The sequence below is a fragment of the Agrobacterium sp. 10T429 genome (assembly GCF_056393925.1).
In genome coordinates this window covers 752,731-771,961 of record NZ_JBFTGV010000002.1, presented here as the reverse complement: position 1 = coordinate 771,961, position 19,231 = coordinate 752,731, and the positions used below count along the sequence as shown (strand labels likewise).

At 58.8% G+C, this 19,231-nt stretch carries 17 protein-coding genes; 7 read left to right on the top strand and 10 right to left on the bottom strand.

The features are described 5' to 3' along the window. The first annotated feature begins 37 nt into the window (after window positions 1-37). Window positions 38-979 carry a lysylphosphatidylglycerol synthase domain-containing protein gene (locus AC1DCP_RS08775; protein WP_065688194.1) on the top strand — a complete coding sequence of 314 codons (942 nt, stop codon included), beginning with the start codon at window positions 38-40 and terminating at the stop codon, window positions 977-979. 4 nt (window positions 980-983) lie between these two features. On the opposite strand, the gene AC1DCP_RS08770 is transcribed toward AC1DCP_RS08775, so the two are convergent. After that, window positions 984-1,847: a 23S rRNA (adenine(2030)-N(6))-methyltransferase RlmJ gene (locus AC1DCP_RS08770; protein ID WP_065688195.1), complete on the bottom strand. Its 864-nt coding sequence runs from the start codon at window positions 1,845-1,847 to the stop codon at window positions 984-986. A gap of 29 nt (window positions 1,848-1,876) precedes the next feature. Here AC1DCP_RS08770 and AC1DCP_RS08765 point away from each other — a divergent pair, with 29 nt between their 5' ends. Continuing rightward, on the top strand, window positions 1,877-4,096 hold the full coding sequence (locus tag AC1DCP_RS08765) for a molybdopterin-containing oxidoreductase family protein (RefSeq protein WP_065688302.1): 2,220 nt from the start codon (window positions 1,877-1,879) through the stop codon (window positions 4,094-4,096). A 66-nt stretch (window positions 4,097-4,162) separates the two neighbouring features. Continuing rightward, on the top strand, window positions 4,163-4,789 hold the full coding sequence (locus AC1DCP_RS08760) for an NUDIX domain-containing protein (protein WP_025593009.1): 627 nt from the start codon (window positions 4,163-4,165) through the stop codon (window positions 4,787-4,789). Window positions 4,790-5,201: 412 nt separating this feature from the next. Here the strand turns inward: AC1DCP_RS08760 and AC1DCP_RS08755 are convergent, their stop codons facing one another. The 3 genes from AC1DCP_RS08755 to purM all read right to left on the bottom strand — a co-directional run bounded on the left by AC1DCP_RS08755 (window position 5,202) and on the right by purM (window position 8,015). Further along, window positions 5,202-6,137 carry an omptin family outer membrane protease gene (locus AC1DCP_RS08755; protein WP_065688196.1) on the bottom strand — a complete coding sequence of 312 codons (936 nt, stop codon included), beginning with the start codon at window positions 6,135-6,137 and terminating at the stop codon, window positions 5,202-5,204. Between the two features lie 133 nt (window positions 6,138-6,270). Further along, window positions 6,271-6,945, bottom strand: coding sequence for a phosphoribosylglycinamide formyltransferase (gene purN / locus AC1DCP_RS08750; RefSeq protein ID WP_065688197.1), 675 nt, complete (start codon window positions 6,943-6,945; stop codon window positions 6,271-6,273). Further along, window positions 6,942-8,015 carry a phosphoribosylformylglycinamidine cyclo-ligase gene (gene purM / locus AC1DCP_RS08745; protein ID WP_065688198.1) on the bottom strand — a complete coding sequence of 358 codons (1,074 nt, stop codon included), beginning with the start codon at window positions 8,013-8,015 and terminating at the stop codon, window positions 6,942-6,944. Before purM ends, purN begins: the two co-directional genes overlap by 4 nt. A gap of 296 nt (window positions 8,016-8,311) precedes the next feature. Here purM and AC1DCP_RS08740 point away from each other — a divergent pair, with 296 nt between their 5' ends. The 4 genes from AC1DCP_RS08740 (at window position 8,312) to ppx (ending at window position 13,999) form a co-directional block, all read left to right on the top strand. Then, window positions 8,312-9,451, top strand: a complete 1,140-nt coding sequence (locus AC1DCP_RS08740; RefSeq protein ID WP_003512458.1) for an AI-2E family transporter — start codon at window positions 8,312-8,314, stop codon at window positions 9,449-9,451. Window positions 9,452-9,453: 2 nt separating this feature from the next. Next, window positions 9,454-10,182 (top strand): DnaA regulatory inactivator HdaA, encoded by a 729-nt coding sequence (hdaA, locus tag AC1DCP_RS08735; RefSeq protein WP_003512460.1) that lies wholly within the window; start codon window positions 9,454-9,456, stop codon window positions 10,180-10,182. Window positions 10,183-10,280: 98 nt separating this feature from the next. Continuing rightward, a complete protein-coding gene (locus tag AC1DCP_RS08730) occupies window positions 10,281-12,479 on the top strand; it encodes an RNA degradosome polyphosphate kinase (protein WP_075807550.1) in 2,199 nt (732 codons plus the stop codon). Then, entirely contained in the window at window positions 12,476-13,999 is a 1,524-nt protein-coding gene (gene ppx, locus AC1DCP_RS08725) for an exopolyphosphatase (protein WP_003512464.1), read from the top strand. Before AC1DCP_RS08730 ends, ppx begins: the two co-directional genes overlap by 4 nt. Window positions 14,000-14,046: 47 nt before the next feature. Here the strand turns inward: ppx and AC1DCP_RS08720 are convergent, their stop codons facing one another. The 6 genes from AC1DCP_RS08720 to AC1DCP_RS08695 all read right to left on the bottom strand — a co-directional run bounded on the left by AC1DCP_RS08720 (window position 14,047) and on the right by AC1DCP_RS08695 (window position 19,198). Next, window positions 14,047-14,679 (bottom strand): DapH/DapD/GlmU-related protein, encoded by a 633-nt coding sequence (locus tag AC1DCP_RS08720; RefSeq protein ID WP_025593022.1) that lies wholly within the window; start codon window positions 14,677-14,679, stop codon window positions 14,047-14,049. 187 nt (window positions 14,680-14,866) lie between these two features. After that, a complete protein-coding gene (locus AC1DCP_RS08715; protein ID WP_003512466.1) occupies window positions 14,867-15,181 on the bottom strand; it encodes a hypothetical protein in 315 nt (104 codons plus the stop codon). 176 nt (window positions 15,182-15,357) lie between these two features. After that, window positions 15,358-15,705, bottom strand: a complete 348-nt coding sequence (locus AC1DCP_RS08710; protein ID WP_065688200.1) for a YunG family protein — start codon at window positions 15,703-15,705, stop codon at window positions 15,358-15,360. A 159-nt stretch (window positions 15,706-15,864) separates the two neighbouring features. Next, complete coding sequence (locus AC1DCP_RS08705; RefSeq protein WP_065688201.1) at window positions 15,865-17,220, bottom strand: esterase-like activity of phytase family protein; 1,356 nt, start codon at window positions 17,218-17,220, stop codon at window positions 15,865-15,867. 149 nt (window positions 17,221-17,369) lie between these two features. Beyond that, entirely contained in the window at window positions 17,370-18,398 is a 1,029-nt protein-coding gene (locus AC1DCP_RS08700; protein ID WP_003512469.1) for an adenylate/guanylate cyclase domain-containing protein, read from the bottom strand. 185 nt (window positions 18,399-18,583) lie between these two features. Further along, window positions 18,584-19,198: a hypothetical protein gene (locus AC1DCP_RS08695; RefSeq protein WP_065688202.1), complete on the bottom strand. Its 615-nt coding sequence runs from the start codon at window positions 19,196-19,198 to the stop codon at window positions 18,584-18,586. Window positions 19,199-19,231: the final 33 nt, after the last annotated feature.

The window sequence follows — 19,231 nt, the reverse complement described above, 5'->3', positions numbered from 1 at the left end:
TGGGGTGAAGCTGGGGGAAATAGGCGGGCATGACCGCATGACATTGAAGAAATACATCTGGCCCATCATTGGTCTGGCAACGATCGGTTTTTCGGCCTGGCTGCTCTATCACGAGCTGCGCGGCCTTTCACTCGATGATCTATGGGAAAGCCTCACGGCCATTCGCGCGCGGGACTGGGTGTGCTCCGGCCTGTCGACGCTTGTCGCATATGCCGCCCTTGCCGGTTACGACCGCATTGCTCTCCAGCATCTCGGCCGGAAGGTAAACTGGTTCTTCATCACGCTCACCTCCTTCACCACCTACGCGCTTTCCCACAATGTCGGGGCATCCGTGTTTTCCGGTGCCGTCGTCCGATACCGGGCCTATACGTCCAAAGGGTTGAGCGCTGCCGAAGTCGGCATTCTCGTCGGCCTTTGTTCCTTCACCTTCATCATCGGAACGATCATGCTCATCGGTCTGGTGCTGGTCTATGAACCGGACATTACCGAGCGCTTTACCGGCATCCTGCCCGTGGAAGCATCAACGACAACCGGCGTCCTGCTGCTCGCCATCGTCGCACTTTATGTGCTCGGCAGTCTTTTGAAGCTGCGGCCGCTGAAAATCGGTTCGTTTTTTCTGCCATATCCCGTGCCGAAACTGGTGGCGCAACAGCTTGTCATCGGTCCGATCGAACTGATCGGAGCTGCAGGCATCATCTATTTCGCGCTGCCGGAAGCCGGAAATCCCGGTTTCATGATCATTCTCGGGATTTTCCTGATTTCCTTTTCCGCGGCGCTCATCTCGCACGCGCCGGGCGGGCTTGGCGTGCTGGAGCTGGTGTTCGTCACCGGCCTGCCGGATATGAACCCGGCTGACGTGATTGCGGCGCTGCTGGTGTTCCGGCTGTTCTACCTCATCATCCCGTTCATCATGGCGCTGTTCGTGATCCTGTTCTTCGAACGATCGCAGCTTGCACAGGCGCGGAAGGGGTTAGGGTAAGCCCTCAATCCTCTTCCGGCTTTTCCTCGCCGCGCAGCCAGAAGGCGCGGTGCGAGGCGTATCTGTCCTGCGCCATCACCGTCTTCAGGAATGGCAGCAGCGTGTGCAGCTCGTCCTTCAGCGTGTAGGGCGGGTTGACGACGATGAGGCCTGAGCCGCTCAAGCCTTCCAGCCGGTCGCTTTTCACGGAAAGTTCCGCGCACAGCATCTTCGGAATATCGAAGGATTGCAGCCGCTCGTGGAAATCCTTGATCGGTGCGCCTTTTTTGAGCGGATACCACAGGCAATAGGTGCCGGTGGAGAAACGCCGATATGCCTTGTTCAACCCATCCGCCAGCCGCTGATATTCATTTTCAAGCTCGAAAGGCGGATCGACGAGGATGAGGCCGCGTTTTTCCTTCGGCGGCAGATGCGCGCCAAGCGACAGCCAGCCATCGAGCTCCGTCACCCGAACCTGATAATCTCCCTCGAACAGACGCGCCAGCGCGCGTGCGTCGTCCGGGTGCAGTTCCATGGCCGAAAGCCTATCCTGCGGGCGGAACAGCATGCGCGCGAGCTTCGGCGAGCCGGGGTAGAACTGCATGCCGCCTTCGGGGTTAAGCTCTCTCATGGTGGAAAGATAGGGTTCGAGCAATTCGGCGACAGGGGCCGGCAGATCGGCGTCCATCAGCTTGCCGATGCCGGTCTGCCATTCGCCAGTCTTCTGCGCCTCTTCCGATGACAGGTCGTAGAGGCCGATGCCGGCATGAGTATCCAGCACCCGAAACGCCTTGTCCTTGTTCTGCAGGTAACGGACGAGACGGGCGAGAACGGCGTGTTTGAGAACATCCGCGAAATTGCCGGCGTGGTAGATGTGGCGATAGTTCATGGGATGTGTCTCGCTTCCCGATGGGGATGATGAATATTCTTGATGGACGTCACTTCGGCCTTTTTGCCGCGTCGCTGATGCAATATAGAAAAGACATGAACCTTGCGACCCCGATTTCCGCTAAAAACGCCGCCCCGAAAGCCGAAAGTGCCACGCGCATCGGCCACACGGTCTGTCCGCACGACTGTCCGAGCGCCTGCGCGCTGGAAGTGGACATCAATGCCGATGGCCGCATCGGCCGCGTTCGCGGCGCCAATGCCAATACATACACTGCCGGCGTCATCTGCGCCAAGGTGGCGCGTTACTCAGAGCGTATCTATCATCCCGGCCGTCTTTTGACCCCGAAGCGCCGCAAGGCTGCGAAGGGTGCCGGCGACTGGCAGGAGATATCCTGGGCGGCGGCATTGGACGAGGTTGCTGACGCCTTCGTCAAAGCCGAGGCAAAGCACGGCGCCGAGGCCGTCTGGCCTTATTTCTATGCCGGAACCATGGGACAGGTTCAGCGCGATTCCATCGAGCGCCTGCGTCACGCCAAGAAATATTCCGGCTTTTTCGGATCGATCTGCACCAACATGGCCTGGACGGGTTATGTGATGGGTACAGGCGCGCTGCGCGGGCCCGATCCGCGCGAAATCGGCAAGGCCGATGTCGTTGTCATCTGGGGTACGAATGCTGTCGCCACGCAGGTCAACGTCATGACCCATGCGGTAAAAGCCCGCAAGGAACGTGGTGCGAAGATCGTCGTCGTCGATATCTATGACAATCCGACCATGAAACAGGCCGATATGCGCATCGTCCTGCGTCCCGGCACCGATGCGGCGCTCGCCTGCGCCATCATGCACATTGCCTTCCGCGATGGTTATGCCGACCGCGATTACATGGCGCGCTTCGCTGACGATCCGGCGGGACTTGAAGAGCATCTGAAATCGAAGACGCCGCAATGGGCGTCCGAAATCACCGGTCTTTCCGTGGAGGAAATCGAGGATTTCGCAAGGCTCGTGGGCACGACGAAAAAGACGTTCTTCCGGCTCGGTTATGGTTTCGCCCGCCAGCGCAACGGCGCGGTCGCCATGCATGCCGCCCTTTCGATCGCCACCGTTCTTGGCTCCTGGCAATATGAAGGCGGCGGCGCCTTCCACAATAACGGCGATATCTTCCGGCTCAACAAGGCGGAACTGATGGGCACAGCCTATGCCGACCCCAACGTGCGCCAGCTCGACCAGTCGCAGATCGGCCGCGTGCTGACGGGGGATGCGGAAGCGCTGCGACATGGTGGCCCGGTGACGGCGCTGCTCATCCAGAACACCAACCCCGTCAATGTCGCACCCGAGCAACGGCTGGTGAAACAGGGTTTCCTGCGCGACGATCTTTTTGTTGCCGTGCATGAGCAATTCATGACGGAGACGGCCGAGTTGGCCGATATCGTGCTGCCGGCCACCATGTTCCTTGAACATGACGACATCTACCGCGCCGGTGGCCAGAACCACATTCTGCTTGGCCCCAAGCTGGTGGAGCCGCCGGAAACCGTGCGCACCAATCTCTTCGTCATTGAAGAACTGGCGAAACGTCTTGGTATTGACCATATGCCGGGCTTCGGTCTTTCAGCCCGGGACCATGTCGATCATATGCTGAAAGTCAGCGGCTGGGGCGATTTCGATACGTTGGCGGAAGAAAAATGGATCGATGCGCAGCCCTCTTTCGAGGTGGCGCATTATCTCGAGGGTTTTGGTTATGGTGACGGAAAATTCCGTTTCAGCCCCGAATGGGCGACAGGGCCGTCTCCAAACAAACCGCCGAAAAATATCGGCGTTATGGGGCCGGTTGCGCAATTTCCGAAATTTCCGGATCAGGTAGATGTCATCGAAACCGCCGACGGAGAGCATCCTTTCCGACTGGCGACATCGCCAGCGCGCAACTTCCTCAACTCCACCTTCGCGGAAACGAAAACCTCCGTGCAGAAGGAAGGCCGTCCGGAAGTGATGATCTGTTCCGAGGACGCCACCCGCAACGGTATAGCCGATGGCGACATCGTGCGTATCGGCAATGGCCGCGGCGAAGTGCGCCTCCATGCGAAAATCGTGGAGGGTGCGAGGCCCGGCGTTCTGGTTGCCGAAGGGTTGTGGCCCAACAAGGCGCATCTGGACGGCGAGGGTATCAATGTTCTGACGGGCGCCGATGCCGTCGCCCCCTATGGCGGCGCGGCTTTCCACGACAACAAGGTGTGGCTCCACCGCGACGAGGAAGCCTGAAAGGCTTGATATTGCACCGCAACAGGGCCAAGCTGAACACTTCCGCGACAGGCAAGGGAATATCCGGTGACACAGACGCAAGCGAAAAACGTTCCGGCCGACACTGATTCCGGCAGGGTCCGGCTGGTGGAAAAGGAAACGGTGTGGAAGGGCTTCGTGCATATGCAGAAGCTCATTTTCGACCAGCGCATGCCGGATGGCAAGACAATCCGCATCATCAGGGAAGTCCACGATCACGGCAGCGCCGCCGCCATCCTTCTATACGATGCCAAACGCGACAGCGTGGTGATGGTGCGCCAGTTCCGCCCTGCTGTCTTCGTGAACGGCGATCCAAGCTTCATGATCGAAGTGCCAGCGGGGCTCCTCGATGACGACAACGCCGCCGACGCCATTCGCCGTGAGGCGATGGAAGAATCTGGCTACGCGGTGGAAAAGGTGGAATACCTGTTCGACATGTATGCCAGCCCGGGAACGCTCACCGAAAAAGTCAGCCTCTTCGTCGCCCGCATCGATCTCGACGTGCAGGCCGGTAGCGGTGGCGGTCTGGAAACCGAAGGCGAGGATCTGGAGGTTCTGACCTACGGCCTCGACGAAGCCTTCGCGATGATCGCGTCCGGCGAAATCACCGATTCCAAGACGATTATTCTGTTGCAGTGGGCGATGTTGAACCGCGCGGCTCTACGCAAACCTTAAGCGAGCGCAACGTTTTCCAGCTTTGCCGCAGCCGCAAGCTTCCTGTCATGTGTTGCTAAAGGCACATTGTGCGAAATCGCAAGCGAGAGGTAGGCAGCATCATAGGCGGGAAGCGCATGTTTTGTGCCAGGCGGATGATAGAGACGTGATCGGCGATTGTGCCGTCCTCGTCAGGCAGGAACTAAGCCGCGACTACCGAGCCGTCAACGACAAAGGCCATTACTTGCGGCCTTCTTCTTTCCACGCCTTGACCTCATCCGGAGTTGTCTTTTTTCGTTGCGACCGTTTTGTCCGCATCGCAGAGATGAGCTGTCGACGAGATTGAGGATCGCTCGCTTTTACGAGGCATGCCACAGCTTCGTTCTGCGTGCGATAATAACATCTTCTCCCGCCTCAACCGGAAACCGTCAACTCAGAATCTGCCCTTTACGCCGGCCCCAACGAAAAGCGACTGCATATCGCCGCCCGCCGTATCTTTATAAAACAGGCCGGTAGTTCCGCCAGTCGGTGTGAGGGTTTTGTCACCGCGACCGAAGCTCGTATATTCGTATGCGCCATCCAAGTAGAGGGAGGCATTCTCAGTCAGGGCATAGGCGATGCCAGCTTTTGCTCCGAACATGCCGCCAACATGGAATTTGTCGGTGAAGCGGATCGAACGCATCCAGTGATCGTCCGTGGCTTTCGCATAGATCATTGCGCCGCCTTCGAGGCCGGCATTCAGCGACCAGTTCCCGAATTTGCGCCCACCGGTCACATTGCCGTAAAATACGGGGATTTGCTGCCGGTAGGTGATGGCTTTTTCGCTATTGTTGAACTCACCGACATTATTGCGAAATCCTCTCCAACTGTAGATGTAGTCACCGCCATAGGCGGACCACTGCACGTCGGTATAGCGAAAGCCGATACCGGCACTGAGGTGATGCAGCGGGTCTTCCAGCAGTGTTCTGTTGAGTTCGATGCTTCCGGTCAGGTAGTGGTCGAGGCGAGTGTCGCCGTGCTGTGAGCGGTCGCTCCATCCAGTTTTCGATGTATCCCTGTAATAAGGAGGCAGCCAATCGTAGTCGGTCATGTAGCCATCGCCAGCAAAGCCGATTCGACCTTCCGTTTTTATGCGCCACTCGGGTGACAGCTCAAGTCCAAGCGATCCGCGTAACGCCATGGCATTTGTTGTTTTCCAGTCAAGTTGACTGTTTTTGTGGCTTCCGTTGTAAAAGGTCTCGGTGGCCTTGATGTTTAGAACGCCGGCATCGAGCGAAGCGGTGATGCCGCTTTGCTCGGCGGCGAGCGGCAGGCTCGTGCCCACCAGTAAAACGGCCGAAAGCGGCAGGGAAAACCTCGAAAATAGCATAATCGCTCCTTAATGACCGGAGGGCTCCAAAATGCGGGGCCGTTGCGGGCATTAGAGGTGATTATGGTAAACGTTCGGTTTATTTTATAGGAAATACCACTTTAAGTATCTTTGTACTTTAGTGAAATATTTATCAGTAAACAGAAATCAGGCTGGGATACTCGGATTTACTTGCGTCGCCGCTGGAAATGGCTTTTCCACCTTCCATCCGCACCTTGCCTTCCGCAAGCTGCTTCAGGGCAAGTGGATAAAGCTGGTGTTCGACGGTGAGTATCCGCGCTGCCAGCGTCTCGGCCGTGTCGTCGGAAAGAACCGGCACCGCGCCCTGCGCGATCGTCGGGCCTTCGTCCATGCCTTCGGTTACAAAATGTACGGTGCAGCCGGAAATCTTCATGCCGCTGTCGATGGCGCGCTGGTGGGTGTGCAGGCCGGGGAAAAGCGGCAGCAGGGAAGGGTGGATATTGATAATGCGGCCTTCATAGGGGGCGATGAAATCCCCGGAGATCAGCCGCATGTAACCGGCAAGACAGATGATATCAGGCGCAATCTCGCCAAGTGCGGCCAGAATGGCGCCCTCATGCTCGGCTTTGCTGGCATAGGTCTTGCGCTCGAAAACGAGCGTGGGAATACCGAACGCCTGTGCCTTTTCCAGCCCGCCTGCCGACGCCTTGTCCGAAATTACACAGGCGATCTCGGCCGGAAAATCCGTCTCCTGACAGGCCTTGGCAAGCGACACCATGTTGGAGCCGCTGCCGGAAATGAAAACGACGACACGTGCGCGGCCAGATCGAAAGGCGGCGCTCATCATAGGCTGAGGGCGCCCTTGTAGATCGTGCCGTGCGCACCCTCTTCGCGGGCGACCATGCGGCCGAGCGGGAACACGGTCTCGCCTTCCGCCGTCAGAGCATCGGTGACCTTGGCGGCATTTTCAGCCGAAACGACCACGATCATGCCGACACCGCAGTTGAACGTGCGCAGCATTTCTTTGGCTTCAACGCCACCGGTTTTTGCAAGCCACGAGAACACAGCCGGAACCTCGATCGCGTCGAGATCGATCTCGGCGGCGAGATGCTTGGGCAGAACGCGCGGAATATTTTCCGGGAAGCCGCCGCCGGTAATATGCGCTAGCGCCTTCAGCGCGCCGGTCTCGCGGATTGCCTTCAAAAGCGGCTTTACATAGATGCGCGTCGGCGTCAGCAGTGCTTCGCCAAGCTTCTTGCCATCTGCGAAGGGTGCCGGGGCGTCCCAGTCAAGACCGGAGATCGAAACGATCTTGCGCACCAGCGAAAAACCGTTGGAATGAACGCCGGAGGACGAAAGTCCGAGAATGACGTCGCCTTCGGAAATATCGCCGGCGGGCAGAAGCTGGCCACGTTCGGCAGCACCCACGGCAAAGCCCGCGAGATCGTAGTCGCCATCGGAATACATGCCGGGCATTTCAGCGGTTTCACCACCGATCAGCGCACAGCCGGATTCGCGGCAGCCGGCTGCAATGCCGGAAACGATGGCAGCGCCCTGATCCGGGTCGAGCTTGCCGGTCGCGAAATAGTCGAGGAAGAACAGCGGTTCTGCGCCCTGCACGACGAGATCGTTGACGCACATGGCAACGAGATCGATGCCGACGGTGTCATGGAAATTCGCGTCGATGGCGATCTTCAACTTGGTGCCGACGCCGTCATTGGCGGCCACCAGAACCGGATCGGTAAAGCCTGCGGCCTTCAGATCGAACAGGCCGCCGAAGCCGCCGATTTCGCCATCCGCGCCGGGACGCCGCGTCGAGCGCACCGCCGGTTTGATCTTTTCGACCATCAGGTTGCCGGCGTCGATATCCACACCTGCGTCACTATAGGTAAGACCGTTCTTGCCCGACTGGCTCATCGCTCTCGTCTCCGCTGGTTCCTTTGGCGTCGCCATTCGCACGGGACGGGGCCTGATGCAAGGGTTTGAGTGGCAAAAGCTCCGGTTTTTAACGGCTTTGCGACGGTTTGACGTTTTGTGTGCCTCGGGCCTCTCGACAGCGATATGCGCAGCGCAGACTTGAAAACCCGTCGTCGTTGCACAGACCTGGCAACCGCCGTGTCTATCGCTACCGGGCCACCGGCCTTGACCATGTGCATATGCGCATCCTATCTCCATCATGGGCAATGACGGCACGGCGACAAGAGGATGAACGGATGCAACCCCATGTGAGCGGTACGAGCCTGCGCCGGCAGGTTTTTTTCTGGATAGGCGTGCTTGCCGTCTTTATCTTTTTCCTGATGGTCTTCAGCTCTATCCTCCTGCCTTTCGTGGCGGGCATGGCACTTGCCTATTTTCTCGATCCGGTTGCCGACTGGCTGGAGCGCCGAGGCCTGAGCCGGTTGATGGCCACCGTCGTTATCCTCGTCTCCTTCGTGCTGATTTTCGCGCTGTCGCTCATCATCATCATTCCGCTGATTGCCGCCCAGGCATCCGAATTCATCACGCGCATCCCGCAATATGTCTCGTCCCTGCAGCAGTTGATCGCCGGTGCGGACGCCAATCTGCTGCCTGACTGGGTGAGCAACCAGATCAATGCAGTGAAGGAGAATTTTTCCAAGCTGCTGACCGAAGGCGCAGGCTTCATCGGCACCCTGCTGACGCAGATCTGGAATTCCGGTAAATCGCTGGTCGATGTCATGTCGCTGCTGGTCGTCACACCCGTCGTCGCCTTCTACCTGCTGCTCGACTGGGACCGGATGATCGACAAGGTCGATAGCTGGATACCGCGCGACTACGTGCATACGGTCCGCCAGATCGCCCGCGACATGGACAGGACGATTGCCGGCTTCGTGCGCGGGCAGGGGTCGCTCTGCCTCATCCTTGGTGTTTATTACGCTGTCGGCCTGTCGTTGGTGGGCCTGAATTTCGGCCTGCTGATCGGCCTTTTCTCCGGCCTTATCAGCTTCATTCCATATATTGGTTCGATGGTCGGCCTCATCCTTGCCGTCGGCGTCGCCATCGTGCAGTTCTGGCCTGATTATATCTATGTATTTCTGACACTTGCCGTGTTCTTTTCCGGCCAGTTCATCGAAGGCAACATCCTGCAGCCGAAGCTCGTCGGCAGCAGCGTCGGCCTGCATCCGGTGTGGCTGATGTTCGCATTGTTCGCCTTCGGTGCGCTTTTCGGTTTCGTCGGCCTTCTGGTCGCCGTACCGGCGGCGGCAGCCGTTGGCGTGCTTGTCCGCTTTGCATTGTCGCGATATCTTGAAAGCGATCTTTACCATGGGCACGCCGCCAACCTTCCCTGGGAAGAACAGGAAACGTCCTCCGGCAAGGTTGACTCTCAGGGCTAACGATGACTGACCAAATCAAAAACGACAACGCCCGGTCGAAGGCCGAGCAGCTGCCGCTCGCATTCTCGCACCAGTCCGCTTCCGGAAGGGACGATCTTCTCGTGTCCGACTCGCTCAAGGCTGCCGTCAGCCTTGTGGATGAATGGCCGAACTGGCCTTCGCCCGTAGTGGTGCTGGCCGGGCCTCCGGGTTCGGGAAAATCGCATCTCGCCAATATCTGGAAAAATATCAGCAGCGCGCAGGATATCCACCCGCAAGCCGGTGTTGGCGCTGCGCGTCTTGCCGAAACCGGAGCGGTTCTGTTCGAGGATGCCGATCGCCGCGGTTTTGACGACACCGAACTTTTCCATGTCATCAACAGCGTGCGCCAGCACGGCACCACGCTTTTGATGACCAGCCGGCAATGGCCGGCCGCATGGCCGGTGACCTTGCCGGACCTGCGCTCACGCCTGAAAGCCGTGACTGTGGTGGAGACAGGCGAGCCCGACGAGGGTCTTCTGGCACAGGTTCTGGTGAAACTCTTCGCCGACCGGCAGCTTTATATGGATGACAAACTCATAGGCTACATCGTCAACAGAATGGAGCGTTCACTCGATACGGCGCAGACGATTGTGGACCGTATCGACAGGCTGGCGCTCTCGCGTGGAACAAGGATAACCCGTCCCTTGGCGGCGGAAGTCCTTAACGCGATGGGCGAAGGGACAAGGGGTAGCGGGCTGGAGGTCGATTGACTGTCACAGTTCCGTCGTCAAACTGTTATACGGGCAAGAGGGACGATCGCGGGATGCAGCAGGATCACGGGACGGAAAGTCAGGGGATGGTACAGGACATGGACGCTATTGTGCAGGACGACTTCAACAAGGTTCAGCCGATGACCGAGGGCGAGAACCTCTGGGACAGCCCCGCGCGCTTCATCAACCGCGAATTCTCCTGGCTCCAGTTCAATCGCCGTGTTCTGGAAGAAACGCTGAACACGGATCATCCGCTGTTGGAGCGGCTGCGTTTTCTGTCCATCTCCGCCGCCAACCTCGATGAATTCTTCATGGTCCGCGTCGCCGGCCTCGAAGGCCAGGTGCGCCAGAAGATTACGGTCAAGACACCTGACGGCAAGACACCGGCCGAGCAGCTGGAAGATATTCTGAAGGAAATCGACAATCTTCAAATGGAGCAGCAGGCTTCGCTTGCGGTTCTGCAGCAATATCTCGCCAAGGAAGAAATCTTCATCGTGCGGCCTGCCGCACTTTCCGAAGCGGATCGTACCTGGCTGGGCACTGAGTTCGAGGAACGTATTTTCCCGGTGCTGACGCCGCTGTCCATCGACCCTGCGCACCCGTTCCCCTTCATTCCGAACCTTGGTTTTTCGATGGGCCTGCAGCTCGACAGCGTCAACGGCCGCGAGCCGATGACAGCGCTGTTGCGTCTCCCGACGGCGCTCGACCGCTTCGTTCGTTTACCGGATGAGAAAAACGCTATCCGCTACATAACGCTTGAAGATGTAGTCGGCCTGTTCATTCACCGTCTTTATCCGGGCTATACCGTCCGGGGATTCGGCACGTTCCGCATCATCCGTGACAGCGATATCGAGGTGGAGGAAGAGGCGGAAGATCTGGTCCGCTTCTTCGAAAGCGCGCTGAAGCGCCGCCGCCGCGGTTCGGTTATCCGCATCGAGACCGACAGCGAAATGCCGCAGTCGCTCCGCCAGTTCGTGGTGCACGAGCTTGGCGTGCCTGATAATCGCGTTGCCGTTCTGCCCGGCTTGCTCGCGCTCAACACCATCTCGGAAATCGTGCGCGCACCGCGCGACGACCTGAAGTTCGAGCCTTACAACGCCCGTTTCCCCGAGCGCGTGCGTGAACATGCCGGCGATTGCCTTGCCGCCATCCGCGAAAAAGACATGGTGGTTCACCACCCCTATGAAAGCTTCGACGTGGTTGTGCAGTTCCTGTTGCAGGCTGCGCGCGACCCCGAAGTGCTCGCCATCAAGCAGACGCTTTACCGCACCTCCAACGACAGCCCGATCGTTCGCGCGCTGATCGACGCGGCGGAAGCCGGCAAATCCGTGACCGCGCTGGTCGAATTGAAGGCGCGTTTCGACGAAGAGGCGAACATCCGCTGGGCGCGCGATCTGGAGCGGGCCGGCGTGCAGGTGGTGTTCGGCTTCATCGAACTCAAGACGCATGCCAAGATGTCTATGGTGGTGCGCCGCGAGGACGGCAAGCTCAGAACCTATTGCCACCTCGGCACCGGCAACTACCACCCGATCACGGCCAAGATCTATACCGACCTGTCCTTCTTCACCTGCAACCCGAAGATCGCCCACGACATGGCGAATATCTTCAACTTCATCACGGGTTACGGCGAACCGGAAGAGGGCATGAAGCTCGCCATTTCGCCCTATACGCTGCGTGCGCGCATCGTGAAGCACATCAACGAAGAGATCGAGCACGCCAAGCGCGGTGCGCCGGCGGCGATCTGGATGAAGATGAACTCGCTGGTCGATCCCGAGATTATCGATACGCTTTACCGCGCCAGTGCGGCTGGCGTGGAGATCGATCTCGTCGTGCGCGGCATCTGCTGCCTGCGCCCACAGGTTGCGGGTCTGTCGGACAATATCCGCGTCAAGTCGATTGTCGGCCGCTTCCTCGAGCACAGCCGAATCTTCTGCTTCGGCAATGGTTTCGGCCTGCCGTCCGACAAGGCGCTGGTCTATATCGGCTCCGCCGACATGATGCCGCGCAACCTTGATCGCCGCGTTGAAACGCTGGTGCCGCTCACCAACCCTACCGTGCACGAGCAGGTTCTTTCGCAGATTATGCTGGGCAATCTCATTGACAACCAGCAGAGCTACGAGATACTTGCGGACGGAACGTCGAGGCGCATCGAGGTGCGTAAAGGCGAAGAACCGTTCAACGCGCAGCACTATTTCATGACCAATCCCAGCCTTTCCGGACGTGGTGAAGCCCTGAAATCAAGTGCGCCCAAATTGATTGCCGGGTTGATTTCTTCCCGCAAGAAACAGGCTGAATGACTCGATCAGAAGCACAGGGGCGGCTGACCGGCCTTGCCCCCGTTTCCGTCATAGATATTGGTTCGAACTCCGTTCGTCTCGTCGTATATGAAGGTCTTTCCCGCGCGCCCGCCGTGCTGTTCAACGAAAAGGTCCTTTGCGGTCTCGGCAAGGGACTGGCCCTCACGGGCCGGATGCATGAGGAAGGCGTTAGCCGGGCTTTGATGGCACTGCGTCGCTTCCATGCGCTTTCCGAACAGGCGCAGGCGCAGCAACTCTACGTACTGGCGACAGCGGCAGCGCGTGAAGCGGAAAACGGCCCGGATTTCATCCGTGAAGCCGAAGCCATACTGGGTTGCGAGATCGAGGTCCTATCCGGCGAAAAGGAAGCGCTTTATTCCGCCTATGGCGTGATCAGCGGTTTCCACGACCCGGATGGCATTGCAGGCGACCTGGGCGGCGGTTCGCTGGAACTCATCGACATCAAGGGCAAGAACTGCGGCGAGGGCATCACCCTGCCGCTCGGCGGCCTTCGGTTGTCGGAGCAATCGGATGGTTCGCTGGAGAAGGCGACGACCATTGCCCGCAAGCACGTCAAATCCTTCGCAAAGCTGCTAGCGGCCGGCGAGGGGCGTACCTTTTATGCCGTGGGCGGCACGTGGCGAAACATCGCCAAGCTGCACATGGAGATCACGGGTTATCCGCTGCACATGATGCAGGGATATGAATTGCCGCTGGCGGAAATGCTGAATTTTCTGGAAGAAGTCATCGTCTCCAGGGACAGCAAGGACCCGGCCTGGCAGGCGGTCTCCAAGAACCGCCGTTCGCTTCTGCCGTTCGGCGCCATCGCCATGCGTGAAGTTCTAAAGGCGATGAAGCCGGCAACGATCGCCTTCTCGGCGCAGGGCGTGCGCGAAGGTTATCTTTATTCGCTGCTGACGGAAGCGGAGCGGGATACCGACCCGCTGCTGGTCACGGCCGACGAGCTTGCCATTCTGCGTGCCCGTTCGCCCGAACATGCGCGCGAACTGGCCGACTGGAGCGGCCGCACCTTTCCGGTCTTCGGCATCGAGGAGACGGAAGAGGAAAGCCGTTACCGGCAGGCGGCCTGCCTTCTCGCCGATATCAGCTGGCGTGCACATCCGGACTATCGCGGTCTGCAGGCGCTCAACATCATCGCCCACTCCTCCTTCGTGGCGATCACCCATCCGGGCCGCGCTTATATTGCGCTTGCCAATTATTACCGCTTCGAAGGGTTGAACGACAACGGCACCACACAGCCGCTCGCCGCCATGGCGGGTGACCGCCTGCTGGAACTCGGCAAGTTGCTCGGCGGCCTGCTGCGCGTCGTTTACCTCTTCTCAGCCTCCATGCCCGGTGTCGTCGATCACCTGAAATTCCGCAAATCCACCAATCCGGATCTGGATCTGGAATTCGTCGTACCACACGCCTATTGCGATTTTGCCGGCGAGCGTCTGGACGGACGCCTGCAGCAACTGGCGAAACTGACGGGCAAGCGGTTGGCGTTTGTGTTCGAGTAACGGGCAGACGCCGGCCATTTGGCACCGCAGACAGTTGTGGAGCTATACTAGGACCAGCGCTGACAAAAGGCGTCGATATCGCTTGATTGAAAGTCGGCTAGCCGCGCCATGATCGTCTCGAAGGGCCAGTCCCACCAGGCGATTTTGGCAAGCTTCCCCGCCACGGTTTGCGAAAACCGCTCGCGAATGATCTTCGCGGGAACACCGCCGACGATGGTGTAGGGCGGCACGTCCTTGGTGACGACCGCGCCTGCTGCGAGCACGGCGCCGTCTCCAACCTTCACGCCCGGCAACACGATGACCCCGTGACCGATCCAGACATCGTGACCGATGACGGCGCGATCCTCCTTGCGGCGATCGAAAAAAGCGTGGTCGCGCACCGCCTCTGTAGCGTAATATTCCGGGCAGTAGCTGAAACGGTGCATGGACGGTCGGTCCATTGGATGGTTCGGTGCGCCAATCCTGACGTCCGCGGCAATAGCGCAGAATTTCCCGATTGTCGCATCACCGACAATACAACGGGGTCCGAGGTAGGAGTAATTCCCGAGTTCGACGTTGTGCAGAGAGGTATCGGCCAAAATTTCGCAGCAGCTACCTATGTTCGAGTCCCTTATGCTTGCCGTCGAATGGATAACTGTCTCTGCGAGCTTGGGGCGATTGAGTTGTGCGGTTGAGTGCATGCCTGTCTCCGGATTTCGGCCTGCGTAACCGGGGACTATGAAGGGCATATGACATGAAATTGCGAAGGCAAGCCGATTAGGCCAGATATCCTTTTGAAATGCAGATCGTGTACGCGCTTTGCTTGGAACGAAATCAGGCTTCACACAGCGCCGTCAGCCGCCGGAACCATCCGCGGTCGCAGCTTTTTTACTTCCAGTAATGATCGGATATGTTTTGGGCATTCTGAATGATGTGACGCGCGACTTCGGGATCTCCGCCCTCGAATGTTTCCAGGTCGGCTCCGCATAGCAGCAGGAAAAGCTGCTGGTGTGCGACAGCGGCAAAATAGTCATGAGGCGGTGGCTGTATTTCAGACCCGATTGACTGGAGTTCGTCAGCAGCCTGTTTGCTTGCCCGCTCAAGCGCTGCGAAAATAGTGGACACCATCGCCGATTCTGTCCGTTGCAATATATCCTGAACCTGCCGTTCGGCGGGCGTCAGGACCGGGCAGCTCTCACTCATCGCACAACTCTCCTCTCGGCACACCTCGTTTACCTGCGGTACTATGCCATGGATTGTGTCTGCTTTGAGAGGAGAAGCTGAAGTTGTGGATTTGAAACCGCAAACGAAAAACACGACAGACCGAAATCGGTTTGTCGCCGAGACAAACCGGTCGCCTCGCTACAAGCCGTTATTATTCAACCGTGCCCCAGCGCCTTCCTGATACAGGCGCTGAGATAGGCATATTGCAGGGGCGTGGCCCTTGCCATCGCCTCCGTGCGGGTGGCGGGCCTGTCCTCGTAACCGACCGGAATATCGAACTGGGTGAAGGTGAAATCCCAGCGGATGCCGTTGACGATATTGTAGAAATGGTCGGCGCCGCTAACGACGGTTTTGGCGAGGTCGCCACCGAAAATATCCTGCACCACAAGAGCTGTAACGCCGCCTTGCCCCCTGGCTGGGTTTTCTCTCGACCACAGGCTGCTGGTTTCCAGCGACCAGCTTTTCCTCAGGGCGTAATACAGTCGTTCGGCATTGTCCTGCATGACGGGTCTTTCCTGTTTCGGAACCGGGTTCCGGGTCAGGTTGGGTCGGTACAGTAACGGAGCGCCTCGCTTCCTTTTGCAGGCCGCAGGAACGCTCCGTTCAGTTGAGATTGCGCCGATGCGCTGACGGTGCCGGAACGAATTCCGGCACCCTTTTCCTTACTTCGCGTCGAGAAGGTCCTTGACTTCCAGCAGGACGAACTCGTTGTCGTCAGCCTTGTCCAGCGCACGACCGGCCGAGAAGGGCAGGTTGTTGTCGTTGCCGACGATGATATGGGTGGCGTCGACACGGTCGACATTCTCGATGGTCACGAACGGCATGTCGTAGAAACCGTTGCCGCCGCCCTGACGCTTCCTGTTATCAGGATCGGAGATCTTCAGCAGATCGATATAGCCGATCTTGCGCGCTGCCTTGCCGGCATTGGCGTCGTTGAATTCGATCTTGTAGATGCGCTTGACCTTGGAAGGTACGGCAAAGCAGTTTACATCCGGCTTCTTCGGGTCAGCGCAGGCCTTGTCGGCGGTGCCGGCGCCATTGTCACGCTCGATGACCAGCGCGGTGCTCTCGTCCAGCATGTTGAAATCGCCGATGGCTTCGCCACCTTGCGCCAGCGGGTAGAGCCAGGTGCGGCCTGTCCATTCCTTCTTGGCGGTATCGAGCTCGATGATGCGAAGGGCGGTTGAGCCGTCTTCGGTCTTTTCGACCTGACCTTCGGCGGTGTAGAGCGGGCCTTCGAGAAGGCCGTAAAGCTTCGAGCCGTCCTTGGAGAGCGCCATGCCTTCATAACCACCTGATCGTTTCAGGTTGAAAGCGGGCATTTTCTGCGTGGGGTTGCCGGGCAGTGCCAGGGTCGGATGATCCGGGGACTTCACCTCGATATCGCCGGCCTTGGTGGCGATGACGTCGGTCAGCTTGCCGTCGCGGGTGAATTTCAGGATGTAGGGACCGAACTCTTCGCCCACCCAGAAGCCGTCGGCAACGGGCTGAATGGATTCGACGTCGAAGTCGGCGCCCGTCAGGTAACGTTTGGTCGAACCTTCCATGACGATGGGGAAGGGAGCTTTCTTGTCCGGGTCGGAAAGGAACACCGTCTCCAGCGCGTTGACCTTGCCGGCATCCCAGTCGAATTTGATGTGGTGGAGCATCAGCATGGCGTCGCTGGAGTTGAGCTTCGAGCCGAAACCATTATCGGAAAGGCTCCAGAAGCTGCCGTCCTCCATGGCCTTGATGCCGGAAAAGCCCTGCATGGCCTGGCCGTTGAACGGCATGGAGAGGCCGGTCGGGCGAACGCCATCCTTGCCGGGCACGGTGCCGAGACCCTCGGCGCGCTTGCGGTCGGCCGTCGTGAACTTGGCGGATGTCTTGAGGTATTCCGGCGCATCGGCAGGTGCTGCGATGATGGTGTTGGCGGGCAGAATGGCGTGCGAGACCAGCTTTGCCGAAAACTCCTGCTCTGCATGGGATGCGGTTGCGAGCGCAAGAACGGCGAAAGGTGCGAAAAGAATATGCTTCATGGTGGAGACCCCTCAATGCCTGTTGAAGACAGGACTGAGGCGATAGGGGTGCCACATGACAGGCAGGTGATTGCAGTTTGAAGCTTTGATGAATTTTGATGACGGGCGGCCTCGGAAACGAAGCTACCCGTTTGTTTTCAGGGGTTTTTTCAGGCGGCTGGGGCCTGATATTGGCTGAGCGTACACACGCCGAGCGTCTGCCCGCGTCCCTTGACAGCATGTTCGCCGAGATATTCGCTGCGAACACCTTTGGGTAGCACCAGCTGATGGGCGAGATCGGCAGAAATCAGCACGGGATGGCCGAGCATCTTGCTCAGTGATTCGAGCCGCGAAGTGGTGTTCACCGTGTCGCCAAAATAGGTGATCTTGTGGTGATCGACGCCGATTTCGGCTGTTATGACCGGCCCGCCATGAATCGCAAAGCGAAGGCGCGGCACTTCGCCGAAACGGGCGAGCCACATGTCGCGCTTGTCCTCGATGGTCGCCTGGATATCGAAAACACAGCGCACGCAGGCTGCCCGCCTTATCGCCATGTGATAGGGCCAGGTGATGATGGCCGCGTCGCCGATGTAGTCGTCAATGACGCCGCCATGTCTTCTGACGGGGGCTGCGTAGCTCGCGAAGATTTCGCCCAGAAACTCCTGCGCCTTCAGGTCGCCATGGGTTTCGGCAAACGAAGTGGAGCCGACGAGGTCGATGAAGATGAAGACGCGGTCTTCGCTGACTGGACGGCGATAGCGCCCAAGGATGAGATCGATGAAGATGTCACGGCCCAGCAGTTCGCGCACGCGCATGATGAAAACGATGATGCCGCAGACGATGAGGGTGAAGATCAGTGTCTGCACCTCGGCATGCACCGCCCGTTTCCAGGTGCCGGGAAATATGCCGCTAACCCACAGAATGGTACCGCCAAGCCCGAAGCCACAGAAGACGAGGACGGCGTAGATGATGAGGCCGACGGCAATATAGGCCGGTGTCGGCAATGCGCTTACCTGCCGCGACAGACCGGGCAGCACGTAACCACGCTCGAAGGCGAGGATTGGCGCACAGGCGAACAGCGCATAGGTGGCGCCAATGAGCGCGCCGCCGCCATATTCCAGAAACGCGTAGGCCACCCCGCTGCCGGCCACGGCAACGAAGAGCACCACGTAATCCAGAATGGGCAGCAATTTTCTCATGTCGGTTCTTGATCTCGGGGAAGGGAAGCGTCGTGCCCCCGTCAGGCGAAGCTTCTGTTCAGGTCATATGCGACATTAATGTGGAAAATGCGCTGCAAAAAGTGACCATTCGGTAAGGTCACATGAAGGATTGGAAAGGCTGTTGCCCCGTTGCCGCAAAAGGGCTGTGCACCCGGCTCTACTACTTAATAGGATGTTCTGTAATAGACCGTTTCAAGCGGCGATTGCGGACGGTCGTCCGGCGAGCGGTTCGACCATGTGACGGGGAAGGCGGCAAAACGCAGCCGGTTGCCGTCTATCCATGCCCGGTCGAACAGGGTTTCTCCCTTGCTGGCAAAGGTGATGGCCGCGCAGGTCCGACCATCGACATCGAAGGGAATATTCTCTTTCCAGCCAGTCAACCCGCAGCCGATACCCTTCGGGTCACCATTATAATGCTCGACAACCGCGGGGTCGTTGGGCGTCATGGCGATTGAGGTGACGGTATGGGCAAAGAGCATGCTGTCGTTGTCCTTCAGGCCACCATCCAGCGTGCCTTCGTAACGCACCTGCACCGTGGGCTGCTGGCAGCTGCTGCGGGCGTAAATCTGTGAGACAGCATGCATGCGGCCACCGCGTATGGTGATGCGCGTGACGATGCCGTGACGATCGTTCTTGCCGATCTTAAGGCAATCGGTCGTCCATTCGCCCTGAAGATCGACCTTGCCGTCATCGGCGCGCGCTGACGTGGATGAAAAAGTAGGGAAAATGCCTGCGGCCGCGATAGATGCGGCCAACAGCAGAGCACGGGCAGGTTTCATGGAAATACCCTCAAAGCGAGACCATCTGCAAAG